Origin of the sequence: Caballeronia udeis, assembly GCF_044909315.1 — a bacterium.
In the GTDB taxonomy this organism is placed as follows: domain Bacteria; phylum Pseudomonadota; class Gammaproteobacteria; order Burkholderiales; family Burkholderiaceae; genus Caballeronia; species Caballeronia udeis_A.
This window is the reverse complement of the sequence record NZ_JBIYEB010000025.1, coordinates 24,598-42,969: the sequence shown is the minus strand read 5'-3', so window position 1 is coordinate 42,969 and position 18,372 is coordinate 24,598. Positions and strand designations below refer to the sequence as shown.

At 60.7% G+C, this 18,372-nt stretch carries 16 protein-coding genes; 1 reads left to right on the top strand and 15 read right to left on the bottom strand.

Annotated features, from left to right (window positions below; all coding sequences use genetic code 11):
• Positions 1 to 9: 9 nt before the first annotated feature.
• On the bottom strand, positions 10 to 2,415 hold the full coding sequence (ppsA, locus tag ABH944_RS31780; protein WP_404611307.1) for a phosphoenolpyruvate synthase: 2,406 nt from the start codon (positions 2,413 to 2,415) through the stop codon (positions 10 to 12).
• A gap of 644 nt (positions 2,416 to 3,059) precedes the next feature.
• On the opposite strand from ppsA, the gene ppsR reads away from it, so the two are divergent.
• Entirely contained in the window at positions 3,060 to 3,878 is an 819-nt protein-coding gene (gene ppsR, locus ABH944_RS31775; RefSeq protein ID WP_062086846.1) for a posphoenolpyruvate synthetase regulatory kinase/phosphorylase PpsR, read from the top strand.
• Between the two features lie 394 nt (positions 3,879 to 4,272).
• Here ppsR and ABH944_RS31770 read toward each other — a convergent pair whose 3' ends face one another.
• From ABH944_RS31770 to pyrH, 14 genes are all read right to left on the bottom strand, one after another.
• Positions 4,273 to 5,067, bottom strand: a complete 795-nt coding sequence (locus ABH944_RS31770; protein WP_404611308.1) for a TrmH family RNA methyltransferase — start codon at positions 5,065 to 5,067, stop codon at positions 4,273 to 4,275.
• A 10-nt stretch (positions 5,068 to 5,077) separates the two neighbouring features.
• Positions 5,078 to 5,803 (bottom strand): ribonuclease HII, encoded by a 726-nt coding sequence (rnhB, locus tag ABH944_RS31765; protein ID WP_404611309.1) that lies wholly within the window; start codon positions 5,801 to 5,803, stop codon positions 5,078 to 5,080.
• Complete coding sequence (lpxB, locus tag ABH944_RS31760) at positions 5,803 to 6,969, bottom strand: lipid-A-disaccharide synthase (protein WP_404611310.1); 1,167 nt, start codon at positions 6,967 to 6,969, stop codon at positions 5,803 to 5,805. Before lpxB ends, rnhB begins: the two co-directional genes overlap by 1 nt.
• Before the next feature lie 11 nt (positions 6,970 to 6,980).
• On the bottom strand, positions 6,981 to 7,769 hold the full coding sequence (gene lpxA / locus ABH944_RS31755; RefSeq protein WP_062086838.1) for an acyl-ACP--UDP-N-acetylglucosamine O-acyltransferase: 789 nt from the start codon (positions 7,767 to 7,769) through the stop codon (positions 6,981 to 6,983).
• Positions 7,770 to 7,849: 80 nt separating this feature from the next.
• Entirely contained in the window at positions 7,850 to 8,323 is a 474-nt protein-coding gene (fabZ, locus tag ABH944_RS31750) for a 3-hydroxyacyl-ACP dehydratase FabZ (protein ID WP_097262204.1), read from the bottom strand.
• A 108-nt stretch (positions 8,324 to 8,431) separates the two neighbouring features.
• Positions 8,432 to 9,559 (bottom strand): UDP-3-O-(3-hydroxymyristoyl)glucosamine N-acyltransferase, encoded by a 1,128-nt coding sequence (gene lpxD, locus ABH944_RS31745; RefSeq protein ID WP_404611311.1) that lies wholly within the window; start codon positions 9,557 to 9,559, stop codon positions 8,432 to 8,434.
• Between the two features lie 16 nt (positions 9,560 to 9,575).
• Positions 9,576 to 10,094 (bottom strand): OmpH/Skp family outer membrane protein, encoded by a 519-nt coding sequence (locus ABH944_RS31740; protein ID WP_404611312.1) that lies wholly within the window; start codon positions 10,092 to 10,094, stop codon positions 9,576 to 9,578.
• Positions 10,095 to 10,299: 205 nt separating this feature from the next.
• On the bottom strand, positions 10,300 to 12,612 hold the full coding sequence (gene bamA, locus ABH944_RS31735) for an outer membrane protein assembly factor BamA (protein ID WP_404611313.1): 2,313 nt from the start codon (positions 12,610 to 12,612) through the stop codon (positions 10,300 to 10,302).
• Between the two features lie 98 nt (positions 12,613 to 12,710).
• Positions 12,711 to 14,096, bottom strand: a complete 1,386-nt coding sequence (gene rseP, locus ABH944_RS31730; protein WP_404611314.1) for an RIP metalloprotease RseP — start codon at positions 14,094 to 14,096, stop codon at positions 12,711 to 12,713.
• Positions 14,097 to 14,103: 7 nt separating this feature from the next.
• Complete coding sequence (locus ABH944_RS31725) at positions 14,104 to 15,309, bottom strand: 1-deoxy-D-xylulose-5-phosphate reductoisomerase (protein WP_404611315.1); 1,206 nt, start codon at positions 15,307 to 15,309, stop codon at positions 14,104 to 14,106.
• Between the two features lie 18 nt (positions 15,310 to 15,327).
• On the bottom strand, positions 15,328 to 16,161 hold the full coding sequence (locus tag ABH944_RS31720; protein ID WP_404611316.1) for a phosphatidate cytidylyltransferase: 834 nt from the start codon (positions 16,159 to 16,161) through the stop codon (positions 15,328 to 15,330).
• Positions 16,155 to 16,937, bottom strand: coding sequence for a polyprenyl diphosphate synthase (uppS, locus tag ABH944_RS31715; protein WP_120310084.1), 783 nt, complete (start codon positions 16,935 to 16,937; stop codon positions 16,155 to 16,157). Before uppS ends, ABH944_RS31720 begins: the two co-directional genes overlap by 7 nt.
• Positions 16,938 to 17,001: 64 nt before the next feature.
• Positions 17,002 to 17,562 carry a ribosome recycling factor gene (gene frr / locus ABH944_RS31710; protein WP_062090810.1) on the bottom strand — a complete coding sequence of 187 codons (561 nt, stop codon included), beginning with the start codon at positions 17,560 to 17,562 and terminating at the stop codon, positions 17,002 to 17,004.
• Between the two features lie 95 nt (positions 17,563 to 17,657).
• Positions 17,658 to 18,371 carry a UMP kinase gene (pyrH, locus tag ABH944_RS31705; protein ID WP_047896685.1) on the bottom strand — a complete coding sequence of 238 codons (714 nt, stop codon included), beginning with the start codon at positions 18,369 to 18,371 and terminating at the stop codon, positions 17,658 to 17,660.
• Position 18,372 lies beyond the last annotated feature (1 nt).

Here is an 18,372-nt window from a genome sequence, read left to right as displayed (position 1 = left end):
TTATCGCGCTTACTTATTCAGGGCCTTTGCCAGCGTCTTCCATGTGTCGATGATCGTGTCCGGATTCAGCGACATCGACTCAATGCCTTCCTTCGCAAGCCATTCGGCGAGGTCCGGATGGTCCGACGGACCCTGACCGCAAATACCCACGTACTTGCCCAGCCGCAGACAGGTTTCGATCGCGCGCTTCAGCATGAACTGCACGGCCGGGTCGCGTTCGTCAAAGTCGACTGCGAGCAATTCCATGCCCGAATCGCGGTCCAGACCCAGCGTGAGCTGCGTCAGGTCGTTCGATCCGATCGAGAAGCCGTCGAAGAACTGCAGGAACTCTTCGGCAAGAATCGCGTTCGACGGAATCTCGCACATCATGATCAACCGCAGGCCGTTCACGCCGCGTTTCAGGCCGAACTTCCCGAGCAGGCCAACAACCTTCTCGGCCTGCGCCAACGTACGCACGAACGGCACCATGATCTCGACGTTGTCGAGGCCCATCTCTTCGCGCACCTTCTTCAACGCGACGCATTCCATCTGGAAGGCTTCGGCGAAGTCCTCCGAGATGTAACGCGATGCGCCACGGAAACCGAGCATCGGGTTTTCTTCGTCTGGCTCATAACGCGAACCGCCGATCAGCTTCTTGTACTCGTTCGACTTGAAGTCGGACAAGCGCACGATCACCGGCTTCGGATAGAACGCCGCCGCGATCGTGGCGATGCCTTCCGTCAGCTTGTCGACGTAGAACGCACGCGGCGATGCATGGCCACGCGCCACGCTTTCCACGGCCTTCTTCAGGTCGGCATCAATGTTCGGATACTCGAGAATCGCCCTCGGATGCACGCCGATGTTGTTGTTGATGATGAACTCGAGCCGCGCCAGACCCACGCCTGCATTCGGCAGATGCGAGAAGTCGAACGCGAGCTGCGGATTGCCGACGTTCATCATGATCTTGACCGGAATCTCGGGCAGTTCGCCGCGCTCGACTTCAGTCACTTCGGTTTCGAGCAGGCCGTCGTAGATCTTTCCTTCGTCGCCCTCAGCGCACGACACTGTCACCAACTGGCCTTCCTTCAGCACGTCGGTCGCGTCGCCGCAGCCCACCACTGCCGGCACGCCCAGTTCGCGCGCGATGATGGCCGCGTGGCAGGTCCGTCCGCCGCGATTCGTCACGATCGCCGATGCCCGCTTCATCACCGGCTCCCAGTTCGGGTCGGTCATGTCGGCCACCAGCACGTCGCCCGGCTGAACGCGATCCATCTCCGACGGATCGTGGATCACGCGCACCGGACCTGCACCAATCTTCTGGCCGATAGCACGACCGGTTGCGAGAACGTTCGACTGGCCCTTCAATTTGAAGCGCATTTCGGCCTTGCCCGCGGCCTGGCTCTTCACCGTTTCAGGACGTGCCTGGAGAATGAAGATCTTGCCGTCGCGGCCGTCCTTGCCCCACTCGATATCCATCGGACGCTGGTAATGCTTTTCGATGATCACCGCATATTTCGCGAGCTGGATCACGTCTTCGTCAGTGATGGAGAAGCGGTTACGCTGCTCGTGCGCCACGTCGACGGTCTTCACGCGGCCGGCTTCGCCAGCGCTCGTGAATTCCATCTTGATGAGCTTCGAGCCGATCGAGCGGCGAATGATTGGGTACTTGCCTTGTTCCAGCGTGGTCTTGAATACGTAGAACTCGTCCGGATTCACGGCGCCCTGCACGACCGTTTCGCCCAGGCCATAGCTCGACGTGATGAACACGGCGTCCTTGAAGCCTGATTCGGTATCGAGCGTGAACATCACGCCTGCCGCGCCCACGTCCGAGCGGACCATGCGCTGCACGCCCGCCGACAACGCAACTTCAGCGTGCGTAAAACCCTTGTGCACGCGATACGAAATAGCGCGGTCGTTGTAAAGCGAAGCGAACACATGCTTCATGCGATCGAGCACTTCGTCAATGCCGACCACGTTCAGGTAGCTTTCCTGCTGACCCGCAAACGATGCGTCCGGCAAGTCTTCAGCGGTCGCCGAAGAACGCACGGCGAACGAAAGCTCTTCCGGCGAGCCGTTTTGCAGTGTGTCGAAGCCTTTGCGGATCAGTTCTTCGAGGCGCGGTTGCATCGGCGCGTCGACGATCCATTGACGGATCTCCTTGCCGGCTTCGGCGAGGGCTTTCACATCGTCCACGTCAAAGAGTTCGAGACGTTTGGCGATGCGTTCGGTCAGGTTGTTGTGATGCAGGAAGTCGCGAAATGCCTGTGCCGTGGTCGCAAAACCAGTGGGCACCTGCACGCCGGCTTCGGCGAGCTGGCTGATCATCTCGCCGAGTGACGCGTTCTTGCCGCCGACAATGTCGACGTCGGTCATTCGCAACTGCTCGAATGGAACTACATACGCCTGGTCCTTTGCAACGTTAGCTTCGTTAGTCATGTAAGCCCCTAAGGTGGATGGAATTCACGATCATGCAAGTGGGCTCGAAGCGGAGGCGCTTATAAAGGGCGCGTACCGCAACCTGCATAACCTGTTTGATAAGCACATGCCGCATGTTTCGATCCACGCGCCCCTCGGGAACGTGATGCGTCGTGCATCTATCAGATCTGCGGAACGTGAGCCCTTCCAAAACCACGTTTCGACACTGAAAAACACGACTCCGAAACACATCGATTCCGCCTGAAACCACCCACAAAATCTACGTTCTTCAGCGAAAACGCACGAATAAACGCTAATTTTTGTGAATCGATGACTAAACGACCGCAATTGCTTATCGAACAGGTTGCCGCTATTCTACCGTGCTAACTCTTGAAAATGTTTCATCGCGGGGCATAAAACCGCTGCGTAATGAGACCCTTCACACGTGCATGGTGTGGCGGCGCACATCGGGTGTTTTAGTGGTTGCTTAGTTTCAAGTTATTCGCCCGAATGCCGTTCGCAGACCGCCTTTGCCGGCCGCTTGCGTGAAGGCCTTTCGCGTCGATCCGTTGATCATCCCGTGAGTTGCGTTAATCGACGATACGACGATAATCACGGGCAGTTCGTTTCACGTCACTCACGTAATTTCACGCACTTCACGACCCATGCCGCCCACCGTATTCATCGTTTCCGATGGCACCGGGATCACTGCCGAGACATTCGCGCATTCGATCCTGTCCCAGTTCGACCAGAAATTCCGGCTCGTGCGCGTGCCATTTGTCGATTCGACCGAGAAGGCGCATGCGACCATCGCGAAAATCAACGAAGCCGTGTCGCTCGATGGCCGCCGGCCGATCGTGTTCACCACGCTGGTGGACAGCGCGTCCAACGAAATCGTGCAGCGATCGAATGCGCTGGTGCTGAACATGTTCCAGACGTTCATCGAGCCGTTGGAACTGGAACTCGACATCAAGTCGACGCACGCCATGGGCCGGGTGCACCAGAACGCGGATACGGACGAATACAAGAACCGGATCGAGGCGATCAATTTTTCGCTGGCGCACGACGACGGCCAGTCGAATCGCAATCTGTCCGACGCCGATGTCATCCTGGTCGGTGTGTCGCGCAGCGGCAAGACGCCGACATCGCTTTACCTGGCGATGCAGTACGGGGTCAAAGCAGCAAATTACCCGTTGATTCCGGAAGATTTTGAGCGTGGGCGCCTGCCGACGCCACTGCTTCCGTACCGGGAAAAGATGTTTGGCTTGTCGATCGACCCGCAGCGGCTGGCGGAGATTCGCAATGAGCGGCGACCGGGAAGCAAGTACGCGGCGCTGGAGAACTGCCGCTATGAAATCAACGAAGCCGAAGCGATGATGAAGCGCGAGGGGGTCAAGTGGTTATCGTCGACGCATAAGTCGATCGAGGAAATCGCTACCACCATCCTGCAGGAGATCCGGCTGGAACGGCCATCGTATTACTAAGGTTTGCTCGCGCCGGTGGACTGGTTTTGAGTTCTTGGGGCGGCGGTCCGGGTTGATGCCGGGTTGCTGCTTTTAAGGTCTTCGCGGGTTATGTGTTGGCTATTTTCTTTGTCACTATTAGCCACTGCGCGTGGCAGCGCGTCATTTCCTTGTCCAAAGCGACAAAGAAACGAAGCAAAGAAAACGCTTTAACCGCTCTACCCTAAGTGTCCACAGCGTGCAGTTTTCATTCATAGGTGCCCCAAAAGCACGGTGCTCGCCAGAGCCACCGATGTGTGAAACCCTCCTTCTCCGAACACGGATACCCACACGCTTCGCCACCAGTGACTGAACCCGCTTTTGGTTCACCCCGCGCTATCCGCGGACAACCTTCCCTCCAATTCGCATGCGCGAATTACTGCTGCCGTATGCGTTGCTGCCTGCACTGCTCAAAGACACAAACCGCGGCAGCCGCCGCCACATTCAGCGACTCCATGCCGCCCGGCTGGGGAATCGTCACCCGAAGCGCTGCATTGTCGCGCCAGAATGGCGAGACGCCCGCGCCCTCATTGCCCATGACCCAGGCCACGGGCCCGGACAAATCGGCATCGTAGATCGCCTTCGCGCCGTGCGAATCGGTGATGGTCACTCGCACCTCGGGATCAAGCCGCGACAACAATTCCGCCGCCTCGATGTCCTCGAAAATGCCTAGCAGGAAATGCGCGCCCATACCCGAGCGCAGCACCTTTGATGACCACGCATACACCGTCCCCGGCGCGCAAAATACATGCTGAATTCCAGCCGCCGCGGCACTTCGCAAAATGGATCCGACATTGCCGGCATCCTGGATCCCATCAAGAATCAGACACGTCTGGCTGATACGCTCGGGCAGCAATGTCGCAACCTTCTCGACCAGCAACACCATTCCCACGCCATGCACGACACTCGATAGTTGTCCGAACAAAGCATCGGGCAACGTATAAACATGTGCAGGATCGATGCGCCCAACAATTTGCCGCGCTTCCTCGTGCTGAAGCGCACCCTCGGTCACAACGCACGTCTCAGGCTGCCCCGCCGCATCAAGATAAGCACTCGCAAGATGCAGCCCTTCGAGCAACGCGTGACCGCTGCGGCGCTGCTGCGCGGTCGATCCGGCGAGCGCCTTCAGGCGCTTGTAAAGCGGGTTATCCCGCGAGGTAATGGCTTTCACGTGGGGGAATTCAGAACGGAGGGGCGTCGATGCCCTGTTGCGCGGCAGCCGCTTCCAGCGCCGCGGCAGCAACAACCGGCAACGCCATGCCCAATCGCGCATGCGCTTCACGAACAGGCGCAAACGAGCGCCGATGATGCTCGCAAGGCCCATGTTCGAACAACGCCCTCAGGTGCTGCGGCGTGCCGTAACCGGCGTGGGCATCGAAACCATAAACGGGGTGCACTTCGTGCAATTGCAGCAGCATGCGATCGCGCGTGACCTTGGCGAGAATTGAAGCCGCCGAAATCTGCGCAATCAATGCATCGCCGCCAATAACCGCCACTGAACGCATCGACAACTGGGGACACCGGTTGCCGTCAATCTTCGCCACCGTCGGCGTGACCGACAGCCCTTCCACCGCGCGTTTCATGGCGAGCATGGAGGCGTGGAGAATGTTGATCGTGTCGATTTCGTCGACGGTTGCCGAGGCCACGCAATAGGCGAGCGCGCGGTCGATGATCTTCTCGTACAGCTCTTCGCGCTTCCTGGCGCTCAACACCTTCGAGTCGTCGAGTCCGCGAATTTTAGGTTTCGATGGATCGAAGATCACCGCAGCCGCGACTACAGGACCGGCCAGCGGGCCACGCCCGGCTTCGTCCACGCCGCAAATGACGTCGGACGGCGTATCGACGTCGAAGTCGAACCCGGGCTGCACCGAGCGCCGTACCGCGCCTTTCACGACGATCTTCGCCATTACCGCGGCCTCCTCGTTTCCAGCACCTGCGCCACGGCCTCCGCAGCACGTTGAGCCGTGTTCTGACGCAGCGCGTGGTGCATTTCCGTGAAGATTTCTGTCAGTGTCGCGCGGTTCGCATCGTCGTTCAACTGTTTCAGCGTGGCGTCGGCGAGCGCTTCGGGCGTAGCGAAATGCTGGAGAATTTCCGGCACGACAAACCGCCCGGCCAGGATGTTCGGCAAGCCGACATAGGGCAGATAACCCTGCCGCTGCATGATCTGCCCCGTCAGCCAAGGCACCTTGTACGAGATGACCATCGGCTTTTTGAGCAACGCCGCTTCCAGCGTGACCGTGCCGCTCTTGACCAGGATGGCGTCGGCGGCGGTCATCGCGACCTGGGCCTTGCCTTCCGTAATGGTCAGGGACAGATTAGGATGTGCGGCAACCAGCGGCTGCAACAACTCGCGCAACGCGGCGGTCGCTGCCGGCATCACGAAACGCACGCCGGGTTCGCGAAGCTGCATCAGCTCCATCGCGTCGAAAAACGTCGGGCCGATCAACGCGATCTCCGAGCGCCGGCTACCCGGCAACACGGCAATGATCGGGCCGCCTTCCGGCAACCCCAACTCCCGGCGCGCACCTTCAACGTCGGGCACGAGCGGGATTTCATCGGCGAGCGGATGACCCACGTATGTGGACGCAATACCCGCCTTTTCCATCAGCGCCGGTTCGAACGGGAACACGCACAGCATGTGATCCACGGCCTTGACGATCTTCTTGATCCGTCCGCCGCGCCACGCCCAGATCGACGGGCACACGAAATGCATCGTCGGGATACCCGCGTCGCGCAACGCGTGTTCGAGACCAAAATTGAAATCGGGCGCATCCACGCCGATAAACACCGACGGCGGCTCCGCGAGCAATTGCCGCTTGAGCTCGTTGCGGATGCCCAGGATCTCGGGGATATGCTTCAGCGCTTCGACGTACCCCCGCACGGTGAGTTTGTCCATCGGCCAATGGGCATCGAAACCGGCGGCCGTCATGCGTGGACCGCCAATGCCATTGAACTGCGTGCCGGCCGGCAAGCGCTCGTTCAGACCCTCAAGCAGTGACGCGGCGAGCAGATCTCCCGACGGCTCACCCGCGACCATCGCAACTCGCAGCGGGGCGGGAGCCAGCGTCATTGGGCGCTCGGTCAACGGATGATGCCGCGCTGCGACGCGTCGATAAAATCGGCCAGCGCCGTCACGGGCGCGTCACCGTCGCCGCCTGCGGAAGCGAGTTCGCGCAATTGCGCCTTCGCCTCTTCGAGCGTTGCGCCGCTCTTGTACAACAGTCGATACGCCGAGCGCAGCGCCGAAATGGCATCCGCCGAAAAACCGCGCCGGCGCAGCCCTTCCACGTTGATACCGTGCGGCTCCGCCTTGTTGCCGGCGGCGATCACGAACGGCGGGATGTCCTGCACGAGGGCGGACGCGCCACCCAGCATGGAGTGCGCGCCAATCCGCACGAACTGATGCACGCCCGACATGCCGCCCACAATGGCGTAGTCGCCAATGATCACGTGACCCGCCAGTTGCGCGTTGCTCGACATGATGACGTTGTTGCCAAGCTGGCAGTCATGGCCCACGTGCACGTACGCCATGATCCAGTTGTCGTCGCCGATGGTCGTCACGCCCGTATCCTGCACCGTCCCCGTATGAATGGTGGTGAATTCGCGGATGGTATTCCGATCGCCGATCACGAGCCGGGTAGGCTCGTCCTTGTACTTCATGTCCTGCGGCCGGCCGCCGACCGACGCGTAGTGGCCGATGCGGTTGTCGCTGCCGAGGACCGTATGGCCTTCGATTACGCTGTGCGAGCCGATAGTCGTGCGCGCGCCAATCTGCACGTGCTGGCCGATGATCGCGTACGGACCGACTTCGACGGATTCGTCGAGCTGCGCGCCCGGCTCAATGATCGCGGTAGGGTGAATCTTGCTCATGCGCCCTCGCTTGGTGTTCTGTTGCTGAGTTTGCCCTGCTTGCCCTGATCTGCCGCGCCTCTCTTGGGGCACGGCTGGCGTCACTTGGGGTCCGCGGCCGTGTTCTTCACGGTGCACATCAATTCGGCTTCGGCTGCCACCGCGCCGTCCACTTCGGCACGCGCGCTGAACTTCCAGATGCCGCGCATGTAGCGCTCGAAGTTCACGTTCAGGATCAATTGGTCGCCGGGTTCGACTACGCGCTTGAAGCGCGCCTTGTCGATACCGACGAAGTAATACAGAGTCGTTTCCGGATCGTGCGGTTCCTTTTCCTCGGCAAACGTCAGCAGCGCGGCTGCCTGCGCAAGCGCTTCGAGAATCAGCACGCCGGGCATCACGGGCCGCGTCGGGAAATGACCCTGGAAATACGGCTCGTTGATCGACACGTTCTTCAGCGCTTTGATGCTCTGATGCGGCACGAGTTCGAGTACACGGTCGACGAGCAGGATCGGATACCGATGCGGCAGCAACGTGAGAATCTTGTGGATGTCTAGATTGATTTTTTCGGTGCTCATAGTCGTTCTGCTCGCGCGCTTCGCAGCGCGGGTGTTGACTGCGAAACCACTCGCCAGGAAGCTATAAGCCAACAAGCGATTTCGCGTGGGATGCCGGTTTTTACCGTCTTAATGCTTGCCTGAAGTGCTGTCCGGGATGGTATCCGGCGTGTCATCCGGCTTGGTGCCCGCGGACACGGCAGCTTCGAGCGTCTTGATGCGTTCGCGCAGCTTGTCCAGATTCCGCACAATGGCCGCGCTTTTGTTCCAGTCCGCGTGATTCACGGCGGGAAATGCGCTGGTGTACATACCCGGTTTCAGCAGCGACTTCGACACGCCGGACTGCGCCGTGACAATGACGTAGTCCGCCAGCGTCACGTGGCCCGCAATGCCCACCGCGCCGCCGATCATGCAATGCCGTCCAATGTTCGTGCTGCCCGCAATGCCCGCGCAGCCTGCAATCACCGTATAGGCTCCGATCCGGCAGTTATGCCCGATCTGGACCAGATTATCGATCTTGACGCCTTCCTCGATCACCGTGTCGGCCATCGCGCCCCGGTCGATCGTGGTGTTCGCGCCAATCTCCACGTCCTGCGCGACAACCACCGTGCCGACTTGCGGGATCTTGACCCAGTTGCCGGTGCGCGCATCGCCTTCGCCTACGAAATCCGCAGCAAATCCAAATCCGTCCGCGCCAATCACCGCACCTGCATGCACGATCACGCGCGCGCCAAGCTTGCAGCCATGATAGACGGTGACGTGGGGGTACAGGTGAACGTCATCAGCCAGCTTCACGCCCCGGCCGATGGTCACACCGGCATCCAGCTTCACGCGCTCACCAATCTCGGCGCCCGCTTCCACGCTGACGTGCGGCCCGATCACCGCGCTGGCGGCTACCTTTGCGCCGGGATGAATAAACGCCGTGGGATGCACACCGGGTTCAACGGGCGGTGTCGCGAGGTCAATGAAGACTTGCGCAACGCGCGCAAAATAAGCGTAGGGATTCGCCGTGACGATAAAGTTACGCCCTTCCGGCGACGTCACTTTTTCCAGGTCCGCAGGAGAAATCAGCACCGCGCCGGCCTGCGTGCTTTCCACTTGGGGCAGATACTTCTGGTTCGCGAGAAACGCGAGTTGCGTAGGACCGGCCTTGTCGAGCGGCGCGAGGCCATTCACGCGATGCGCTGCATCGCCTGCTATGTCTCCGCCGAAGCGCCGTGTCAGTTCACCCAGTGTGATCGCGCTGTCTGATGCCATCCGCTACCGCTCCCGATCAGTTCGAACTACTGGCTGGATTGGTCGACAGGCTCGCCTGGTTCGCGGCCAGCGCCTTCAGCACCTGATCGGTAATATCGATACGCGGACTGACGTAGACCGCCTCCTGCACGATCAGGTCGTAATGCTGCTGCTCGGCAATCTGCTTGATGACCTTGTTGGCCTTATCCAGCACCGCAGCAAGCTCTTCGTTGCGGCGCTGGTTCAGGTCTTCGCGGAACTCGCGCTGCTTCCTCTGGAAATCCTGGTCGAGTTGCGACAGATCGCGTTGCTTGGCGGCGCGGTCGGCCGGCGCCATGGTGGCGCCGTTCTTGTCCATTGCGTCCGACATGGTCTTCAGACGCGCTGCCATGTCCTGCAACGCCTTGTCGCGCTTCGAAAATTCCTGTTCGAGCTTGGTCTGCGCCGCCTTGGCCGCTGCCGACTCACGCAAGATACGATCGGAGTTGACGGCTGCAATCCGGGTCTCCTGTGCCTGTGCCTTGGCCACGCCCATCAGGCCGAACGCCATAGACATGACAAGCGCCAACGCTATATGTTTCGAAAGCTTACCGGTTCGCAAAGTCTTCCTCACGTTACTTATTTACACCACTGACCTATCCTGCTCAATCAAGTTGCTGAAGCAAGTCGCCGCATCAGGTCACCAGTTCAAGCCACTGCAGGGCCGCCCGGACCCGCCACAGGAGCGGCAAACCGGGGCACCCACCCGTCCCGATCGCGGTTTAGAACGCCGTACCGATCTGGAACTGGAACTTCTGATACTGGTCGCCGGCATGCTTCGTCACCGGGAAACCCAGGCTCAACTTGAGCGGACCGATTGGCGAGATCCACGCCAGACCGAAACCGTAACCATACCGCAGACCGTTCGCGCCGGTGGTCGTACCGCCCTGACCCGGATCGCCCCAGACGTTACCGCCGTCGAGGAAGGTGAAAACGCGCAACGTGCGGTCATAACCGGTACCCGGCAACGGGAAGGTCAACTCGATGTTACCCACTGCCATACGCGAGCCGCCGATCGGGTCACCCGTGGTCGTGTCACGCGGACCCAGCGAACTCGGTTCATACCCACGAACCGAGCCGATACCGCCGGCATAGTAGTTCTTGAAAATCGGGTACGTCTGGCCCTGCAGGCCCTTACCGTAGCCGCCCTGCAAGTTAAAGCCGAGCACGAAGCCGCGCGCGAACGAATAGTAATACTGCGCTTGCGCATCGGCCTTGATGTAGGTGGTGTTACCCGCCGGCGTACCGTATTCGAAGTTCGTCTGCGTGTAATAACCGCGGCTAGGGACCAGCGCGCTGTCACGATTATCACGCGACCAGCCGACCGTCACCGGCACGTTGTTCACTACGCGACCGAATTCGTTGACGTAGTCCTTGTAGCTTTGCGGCGTGGCGGAATCGATGTCGAGCGTGTTCTGCTCGAGACCCGCGCCGAAATACACCGTGTCCTGCTCCGAGAACGGAATGCCGAACTTCAGGTCACCACCGACGGTAACGATCTTGAAGCTGGAATCCGTGGAGTAATAGAGCGGCTGATATGTGCGGTAGTACAGGTCGGTAATACGCTTGATACCGTCGATGGTGAAGTACGGATCAACTTGCGTCACCGTCAACGTCCGATACGTCTTGGCCGTGTTGATATTGACCGAGAGGCTGGTACCCGAACCGAACACGTTGTCCTGCGACACGCCTGCTGACAACACCACCTTGTCCGTTGACGAAAAACCCGCGCCGAGCGTAATCGCGCCGGTCGGCTTTTCCGTGACCTTCACGTCCACGTCCACCTGGTCGTTCGTGCCTTCCACAGGAATGGTGGTCACGTCGACGTCGGTAAAGTAACCGAGACGGTTCACGCGATCCTTCGACAACGCCAGCCGGCTCGAATCGAACCACGAGCTTTCGAGCTGGCGCATTTCCCGGCGCACCACTTCGTCACGCGTACGGGTATTGCCGACAATGTTCACGCGCCGCACATACACGCGGCGGCTCGGATCCACGTTCAGCGTCAGGTCAACGGTGTGATCGGCCTGATTGATCTGCGGCTGCGCGTTGACCTGCGCGAACGCATAACCATATTCGCCGAGCTTGTCGACGATGGCCTTCGTGGTCGCCTGCAGCTTTTCGGCCGAGAAACGGTCACCCGGTTTGATCTTGATGAGCTTGGTCAGCTCGGCCTGGCGGTCGAGCAGATTGCCCGAAAGCTTGATCGCGCTGATCTTGTACGGTTCGCCTTCGTGGAGCGCGATCGTCAGGTACATGTCCTTCTTGTCGGGCGAGATGGACACTTGCGTCGAGTCGATGTTGAACTCGAGATAACCGCGGTTCAGGTAGTACGAGCGTACGTTTTCGAGGTCGCCGGTGAGCTTGTCCTTCGCGTACAGGTCGTTCTTCGTGTACCACGAGAACCAGTTCGGCGTGGACAACTGCATCTCGTCGCGCAGCGTGCTCGTGCTGACCGCCTTGTTACCGATGAAGTTGATCTGGCGGATTTTCGCGCTCGGACCTTCAGCCACCGAAAACAGGATCTGCACTCGGTTGCGGTCGACCGGCGTCACGGTAGTCGTGACTTCGGCAGCATAGAACCCGCGCGTCAGGTACTGGCGCTTGAGTTCCTGCTCGGCTTTGTCGACGAGCGCCTTGTCGTACGAGCGGCCCTGCGACAAGCCTACCGCGCGCAACGCCTTCGCCAGATTGTCCTTTTCGAACTCGTGGATCCCGGCGAAGTCGATTTGCGAAATGGCCGGACGTTCCTGCACCTGCACCACCACCACGTTGCCCTGTGTGGCGATCTGGACGTCGTTGAAGAAGCCCGTTGCATAAAGCGCGCGAATTGCTTCCGAGGCTTTGTCGTCGGTGAACGTGTCGCCCTGCTTGATAGGCAAGTAGGCGAATACCGAACCGGGTTCAATGCGCTGAAGGCCGTCGATCCGGATGTCCTGCACGACGAACGGCGTTGTCGCGTGCGCCGCCATTCCGGTTGCGGCCAATGCTGCGGCCACAGCCGACTTAGGAACAAAGCGATGAGGTTTGAACAACGTGCTTCCCCAGTGTGTATAGCTGCATCAAGCCCGGCGGCGTTCGTTCAAGCGCCGCCAGACAGGATGAAAAAGGATCAAGGTGACGGCAAGCCCGATCAAAAGCGGATCAGGCGGGCAAGGTCGTTGAAGAGCGCGATCATCGACAAGGCGACGATGCAAACAAGACCCGCCCGCTGCAACACCAGCTGCCAGCGATCTGACACGGCCTTGCCGGTTGCAGCTTCAACCAAATAATATAACAGATGCCCACCGTCAAGAACCGGAATCGGTAACAAGTTCAAGACGCCGAGGCTGATACTCACGAGCGCGAGGAAAGAAAGAAACGCCGACAATCCAAGCCGAGCGCTCTTGCCGGCGTAGTCGGCGATCGTCACTGGCCCCGAAAGATTTTTCAGCGACGCTTCGCCCGTGATCATCCGCCCGAACATGCGCAGCGAATAAATGCTGATGTCCCAGGTCCGTTTGACGCCAAGCTGGAGGCTTTCGACCGGGCCGTAGCGCACGTCCACCGACGGAATCCGGGTCGCGAGCGACGCGCCGATCCGCCCGACATCGCGATGGGTAGCCGCGTCCTCCTTGAGTTCCGGCACGATCCGGACCGCTTGCTGCACACCGTTGCGCTCGACCGTCAGCGAGACCGGCGTACCCGGACGATGCTGCACGTAGTCGATAAAACCCATCGCGTTATCGATCTTTTTACCGTCGATCGCGCGCAGCACGTCGCCGGCCTGCAAGCCTGCTTTGGCCGCCGCGCTGCCCGCTTCCACGCCCGCGACCGCCAACGTGCCGCCGCCCGGCTCGAAGCCGAGTTTATCCATGAAATCCTGGTCGACGTCCTGGTCGTCGATCTTGCCCACGCTCAAAGGGAAATCGAACGTGCCCTCGTTGGTCTTGGCCGTCAGCACCACGCGGCGGTGATCGAACGAAGCGTCGAGCAGTTTCCAGCGCAAGTCGGACCACGAGCGCACCTTGTGTGTCTCGCCGCTCGCGTCGCCGCTGCCCTGCACGTCGCGCATTGAAACAATTGTCTCGCCGCCCTCGAAGCCCGCCTTGGCGGCAACGGTATCGGGTGCGGGCGCCGCGAGAATGGCGGCGGGCTCCGAGACACCGCCCGCGAACACCGCGGCGAACAGCAGGATGGCCAGAATGAAGTTCGCCACCGGACCGGCGGCAACAATCGCGATCCGCTTGAACACCGGCTGACGGTTGAATGCGCGGGGCAAATCGGCTTCGGGAATGGTCGCTTCCGCTTCCCGTTCGTCGAGCATCTTCACGTAGCCGCCCAGCGGCAGCGCGGCGATTGTCCACTCGGTACCGGTGCTCTTGCTAACCCACTTCACGAGCGGCTTGCCGAAACCGACCGAAAATCGCAGGACCTTCACGCCGCAAAGCCGCGCGACGCTGTAATGGCCGAACTCGTGGACGACGACCAGCACGCCGATAGCCACCACAAATGCAACGATTTCAGTCAGGAAGTTCATGGCGACCTCAATGCAGGACGCGTTCGGCGTGCGGCGCGTCGGCTGTCAGCAAAGCGGTGAACTCACTTGCCAGGCGACGCGCTTCGGCATCGGCGGCAAGCACTTCATCGAGTGTGGATGCACTGCCGTTCGGCAACGCATTCAGCACACGCTCGACCACTTCCCCGATCGCCATGAAGCCAATACGGCGAGCAAGGAACGCCTCCACCGCGACCTCATTGGCCGCGTTGAGCGCCGCGCTCGCGGTGCCGCCAGCTTCCAGCGCCTTCAATGCAAGCGCGAGGCAAGGAAAACGGTTCAGGTCGGGCTTCTCGAAGGTAAGCGACGCAATTTGCGCGAGATCAAGTTGCGCGACTCCGGAATCCACGCGCTCCGGGAACGCCAACGCATAGGCGATCGGGGTACGCATGTCAGGGTTGCCGAGTTGCGCGAGCACGGAACCGTCCGCGTATGAAACGAGCGAATGAATCACGCTTTGCGGATGGATCAGCACTTCAATGCGCGACCCCGGCACGTTGAAGAGCCAGTGCGCCTCGATCACTTCGAGACCCTTGTTCATCATCGTGGCGGAATCGACGGAAATCTTGCGGCCCATCGCCCAGTTCGGGTGCTTGCAGGCTTCGTCCGGCGTGACGTGCCGGAGAGTAGCCGGCTCGCGGGTGCGGAACGGACCGCCGGATGCCGTCAGAATGATCTTCGATACCCCGCCGTGCAGCGCTATTTCACGCGGCATGCACTGGAACACCGCGTTGTGCTCGCTGTCGACCGGCAGCAGCACCGCGTTGTTGTCATGCACCGCGTCAATGAAAATCTTGCCCGACATGACCAGCGCTTCCTTGTTGGCCAGCAGGATGCGCTTGCCGGCGCGGGCGGCAGCCAGCGTGGGGGCCAGGCCCGCCGCGCCGACAATAGCGGCCACCACCGTGTCGCAGGCGGCGCTCTCCGAAACGTCCACGAGCGCTTGCGGGCCGTAGCTCACCTCGGTCTTGCAGTCTTGAGCGCGTAGCGCGGCAGCGACCTTCGCGGCGGTATCGGCGTCGCCGACCACCGCCACTTCAGGCTGGAACCGCACACATTGGTCGACGAGCTTGTCGCCGTTGCGATGCGCGGTCAGCGCGTAGACCTTGAAGCGGTCCGGATGCCGCGCCACGACGTCGAGCGTGCTTTCGCCGATCGAGCCCGTGGAGCCGAGCAAAGTCAGACGTTTTTGCATAAATCCTTCTTTAGCCGATTAACCAATTGACTGGGCAACAGGACCGAGCAACAGGAGTGCGATCGGCAATACAGGCAACAATGCGTCGATCCGGTCGAGAACGCCACCGTGCCCGGGCAGCAGTCCGCTCGAATCCTTGACGCCGGCCTGGCGTTTCAGCAGGGATTCGAACAGGTCGCCAATCACGCTGAATACGGTCAGCACCGTCAACGAGAGCAGCGCTCCGGCCCAGCCGAGATGCTGCACCAGCGCCGAAAAAAGTGTCGGCGCAAAAACCAGCGTGGCGGCACCCGTCGAACCGACGATCATCACCGCCAGCCATCCGCCCAACGCGCCTTCGCGGGTTTTACCCGGACTGATGGAGGGTGCCAGTTTATGACGGCCGAACGCTTTTCCGGCGAAGTATGCGCCAATGTCCGCCAGCCATACGACTAGGAGAAGCGATAGCACGAACGCCACCCCGACCGTACGGGCCGCGACGAGCGCGTGCCAGCAGGCGACGAACGTCACAATTCCCGCAAACAGCAGGAACACGCGCCACGCGCCGCCGGCAAGAGCGGGTTTGCGCGCGAGCGCAAACGGACCGGCCAGCACCCAGAATATGGCCGCCATCTGGTACAGCGGTTTATAACCCAGTCCGAGCCGTGTACTGGCGATCAGCGCCATGCCGGCAACCACCGCGTACACCACCGGCGACCCGCCGGTCAGCTTGAGCAGCCGCCCCCACTCCCAGGCAGCGAAGATGACCACAACGGCGATCAAAGCCGCGAAGACGCCTATTGGCGCGAATAACGTGATGGGCAGAAGCACTGCCAGCAGGACGATTGCCGTGATGACACGGGTCTTTAGCATGAAAGAGTGTCGGCCTTCTGCGATTGCGGCTCGAGTTGCGCACTGGTCCGCCCGAACCGGCGCTCACGTTCGCCATACGATTCGATCGCGCGAGCCAGGGCTTCGGCATCGAAATCGGGCCAGTAGGTATCGGTGAAATAGAGTTCGGTGTACGCCATTTGCCACAGCAGGAAATTGCTGATGCGCTGTTCTCCGCCCGTCCGGATGAACAGGTCAGGCTCCGGCGCGTAGGACATTGCCAGGTGCTGCTCGAACGCCGCTTCGTCGACTGGCACGACGCGGCCTTCCTGAACGGACTGCTCCGCCAGCTTTTTCGCCGCCTGCATAACATCCCAGCGGCCGCCGTAATTCGCTGCAATGGTCAGCGTCAGGCGCGTATTGCGCGCCGTCTTGGTTTCGGCGCGCTGAATCAGCGCGCGGATGCGGTCGTCGAACATGGAAACGTCGCCGACCACGCGCAAACGGATCCCATTGGCGTGCAGCTTGCCGACTTCCCGTTCCAGCGCCGTGACGAACAGGCGCATGAGGAAGGAAACTTCGTCGGTCGGACGACGCCAGTTTTCGGAACTGAAAGCGAACAGCGTCACGAATTCGACGCCCTGGCGCGCGCAGCTTTCGACCGTCGCCCGCACGGCGTCAACGCCGCGCGTATGCCCGGCCACGCGCGGCAGGCGCCGCTGCGTCGCCCAACGGCCGTTGCCGTCCATGATGATCGCGATATGGCGCGGGACAGCCGCGACATCGGGTACGCGAACGGTAGAGCTGGTATAGGTCATGGCCGCTGAATCTAAGTATCGACAGAGTGACGCGCCGGCACGACGCAAGAGACCGGAAACGGTCTCAAACCGTCATGATTTCGGCTTCTTTCGACACAACCAGCTTGTCGATATCCGCGACGTTTTTATCGGTGAGTTTCTGGACGTCGTCGCTCGCACGGCGTTCGTCGTCCTCGGAGATTTCCTTGTCCTTCACGAGCTTCTTGAGTTGCTCGTTGGCGTCGCGACGCAAGTTGCGGATCGCGATCTTGGCGTTTTCGCCTTCGCTTTTCACCACTTTCGTCAGTTCGCGACGACGCTCTTCGGTCAATGCGGGCATTGGCACGCGGATCTGGTCACCCTGGTTTGACGGGTTCAGGCCCAGGTCGGAATCGCGAATCGCCTTTTCCACCACCGGTACCATCTTCTTTTCCCAGGCCTGCACGCCGATCGTACGGGCGTCGATCAGCGTCATGTTCGCTACTTGCGAAATGGGCACGCTCGAGCCGTAGTAATCCACCTGGATATGATCCAGCAACCCCGTATGGGCACGGCCCGTGCGGATCTTGGCCAGATCGTTCTTGAACGCTTCGATCGACTTTTGCATCTTCTGATCGACGCTCTTCTTAATGTCAGCCACACTCATTTGAGCCTCCGTACTTTTGTTACGTGCAGTGCCGGCGGCGGCGGTGCAGTTCCCGTGGGACCGCTCCCGCCCTCGCCCTTTGTCACCGCGAGAGTTTACACGTGGACGAGCGTACCTTCGTCGTCGCCCTGAACGATGCGCTTGAGCGCACCCGGCTTATTGATCGCAAACACGCGAATAGGCAGCTTCTGGTCGCGGCATAGCGCAAATGCCGTCGCGTCCATCACCTGCAGATTCTTGCCGATCGCCTCGTCGAAGCTGATCGTGCTGTAGCGCGTGGCGCTCGGGTCCTTCTTGGGGTCGGCGGAATATACACCGTCCACCTTGGTCGCTTTCAGCACGACTTCCGCACCGATTTCCGAGCCGCGCAGCGCAGCGGCGGTGTCGGTGGTGAAAAACGGGTTACCGGTACCGGCCGCGAAAATGACCACTTTGCCTTCTTCCAACTGGCGAATGGCGCGCGGACGGATGTACGGCTCGACTACCTGGTCCATGCGCAGCGCGGACTGCACGCGCGCCTCGATCCCAGCGTGACGCATGGCGTCCTGCAAGGCGAGCGCGTTCATCATGGTCGCGAGCATACCCATGTAGTCGGCCGTTGCACGGTCCATGCCGGCCGCACCGCCCGCCACGCCGCGAAAGATGTTACCGCCGCCAATGACGACCGCGAGTTGCGTGCCCATGCGCACCACTTCCGCAACGTCTGCCACCATCCTTTCGATTGTCGCGCGATTGATGCCAAAGGCATCGTCGCCCATTAGTGCTTCGCCGGAGAGTTTGAGGAGTACGCGTTTGTAGGCTGTGGGCATA

Excerpts from the sequence above, each read along its gene's own strand:
- uppS (WP_120310084.1), bottom strand. The coding sequence starts at position 16,937 with ATGACCTATACCAGCTCTACCGTTCGCGTACCCGATGTCGCGGCTGTC.
- fabZ (WP_097262204.1), bottom strand. The coding sequence starts at position 8,323 with ATGAGCACCGAAAAAATCAATCTAGACATCCACAAGATTCTCACGTTG.
- lpxD (WP_404611311.1), bottom strand. The coding sequence starts at position 9,559 with ATGGCATCAGACAGCGCGATCACACTGGGTGAACTGACACGGCGCTTC.
- pyrH (WP_047896685.1), bottom strand. The coding sequence starts at position 18,371 with ATGCCCACAGCCTACAAACGCGTACTCCTCAAACTCTCCGGCGAAGCA.
- ABH944_RS31720 (WP_404611316.1), bottom strand. The coding sequence starts at position 16,161 with ATGCTAAAGACCCGTGTCATCACGGCAATCGTCCTGCTGGCAGTGCTT.
- ABH944_RS31740 (WP_404611312.1), bottom strand. The coding sequence starts at position 10,094 with ATGTCTATGGCGTTCGGCCTGATGGGCGTGGCCAAGGCACAGGCACAG.
- frr (WP_062090810.1), bottom strand. The coding sequence starts at position 17,562 with ATGAGTGTGGCTGACATTAAGAAGAGCGTCGATCAGAAGATGCAAAAG.
- ppsR (WP_062086846.1), top strand. The coding sequence starts at position 3,060 with ATGCCGCCCACCGTATTCATCGTTTCCGATGGCACCGGGATCACTGCC.
- rseP (WP_404611314.1), bottom strand. The coding sequence starts at position 14,096 with ATGAACTTCCTGACTGAAATCGTTGCATTTGTGGTGGCTATCGGCGTG.
- ppsA (WP_404611307.1), bottom strand. The coding sequence starts at position 2,415 with ATGACTAACGAAGCTAACGTTGCAAAGGACCAGGCGTATGTAGTTCCA.
- lpxA (WP_062086838.1), bottom strand. The coding sequence starts at position 7,769 with ATGAGCAAGATTCACCCTACCGCGATCATTGAGCCGGGCGCGCAGCTC.
- ABH944_RS31725 (WP_404611315.1), bottom strand. The coding sequence starts at position 15,309 with ATGCAAAAACGTCTGACTTTGCTCGGCTCCACGGGCTCGATCGGCGAA.
- lpxB (WP_404611310.1), bottom strand. The coding sequence starts at position 6,969 with ATGACGCTGGCTCCCGCCCCGCTGCGAGTTGCGATGGTCGCGGGTGAG.
- rnhB (WP_404611309.1), bottom strand. The coding sequence starts at position 5,803 with ATGGCGAAGATCGTCGTGAAAGGCGCGGTACGGCGCTCGGTGCAGCCC.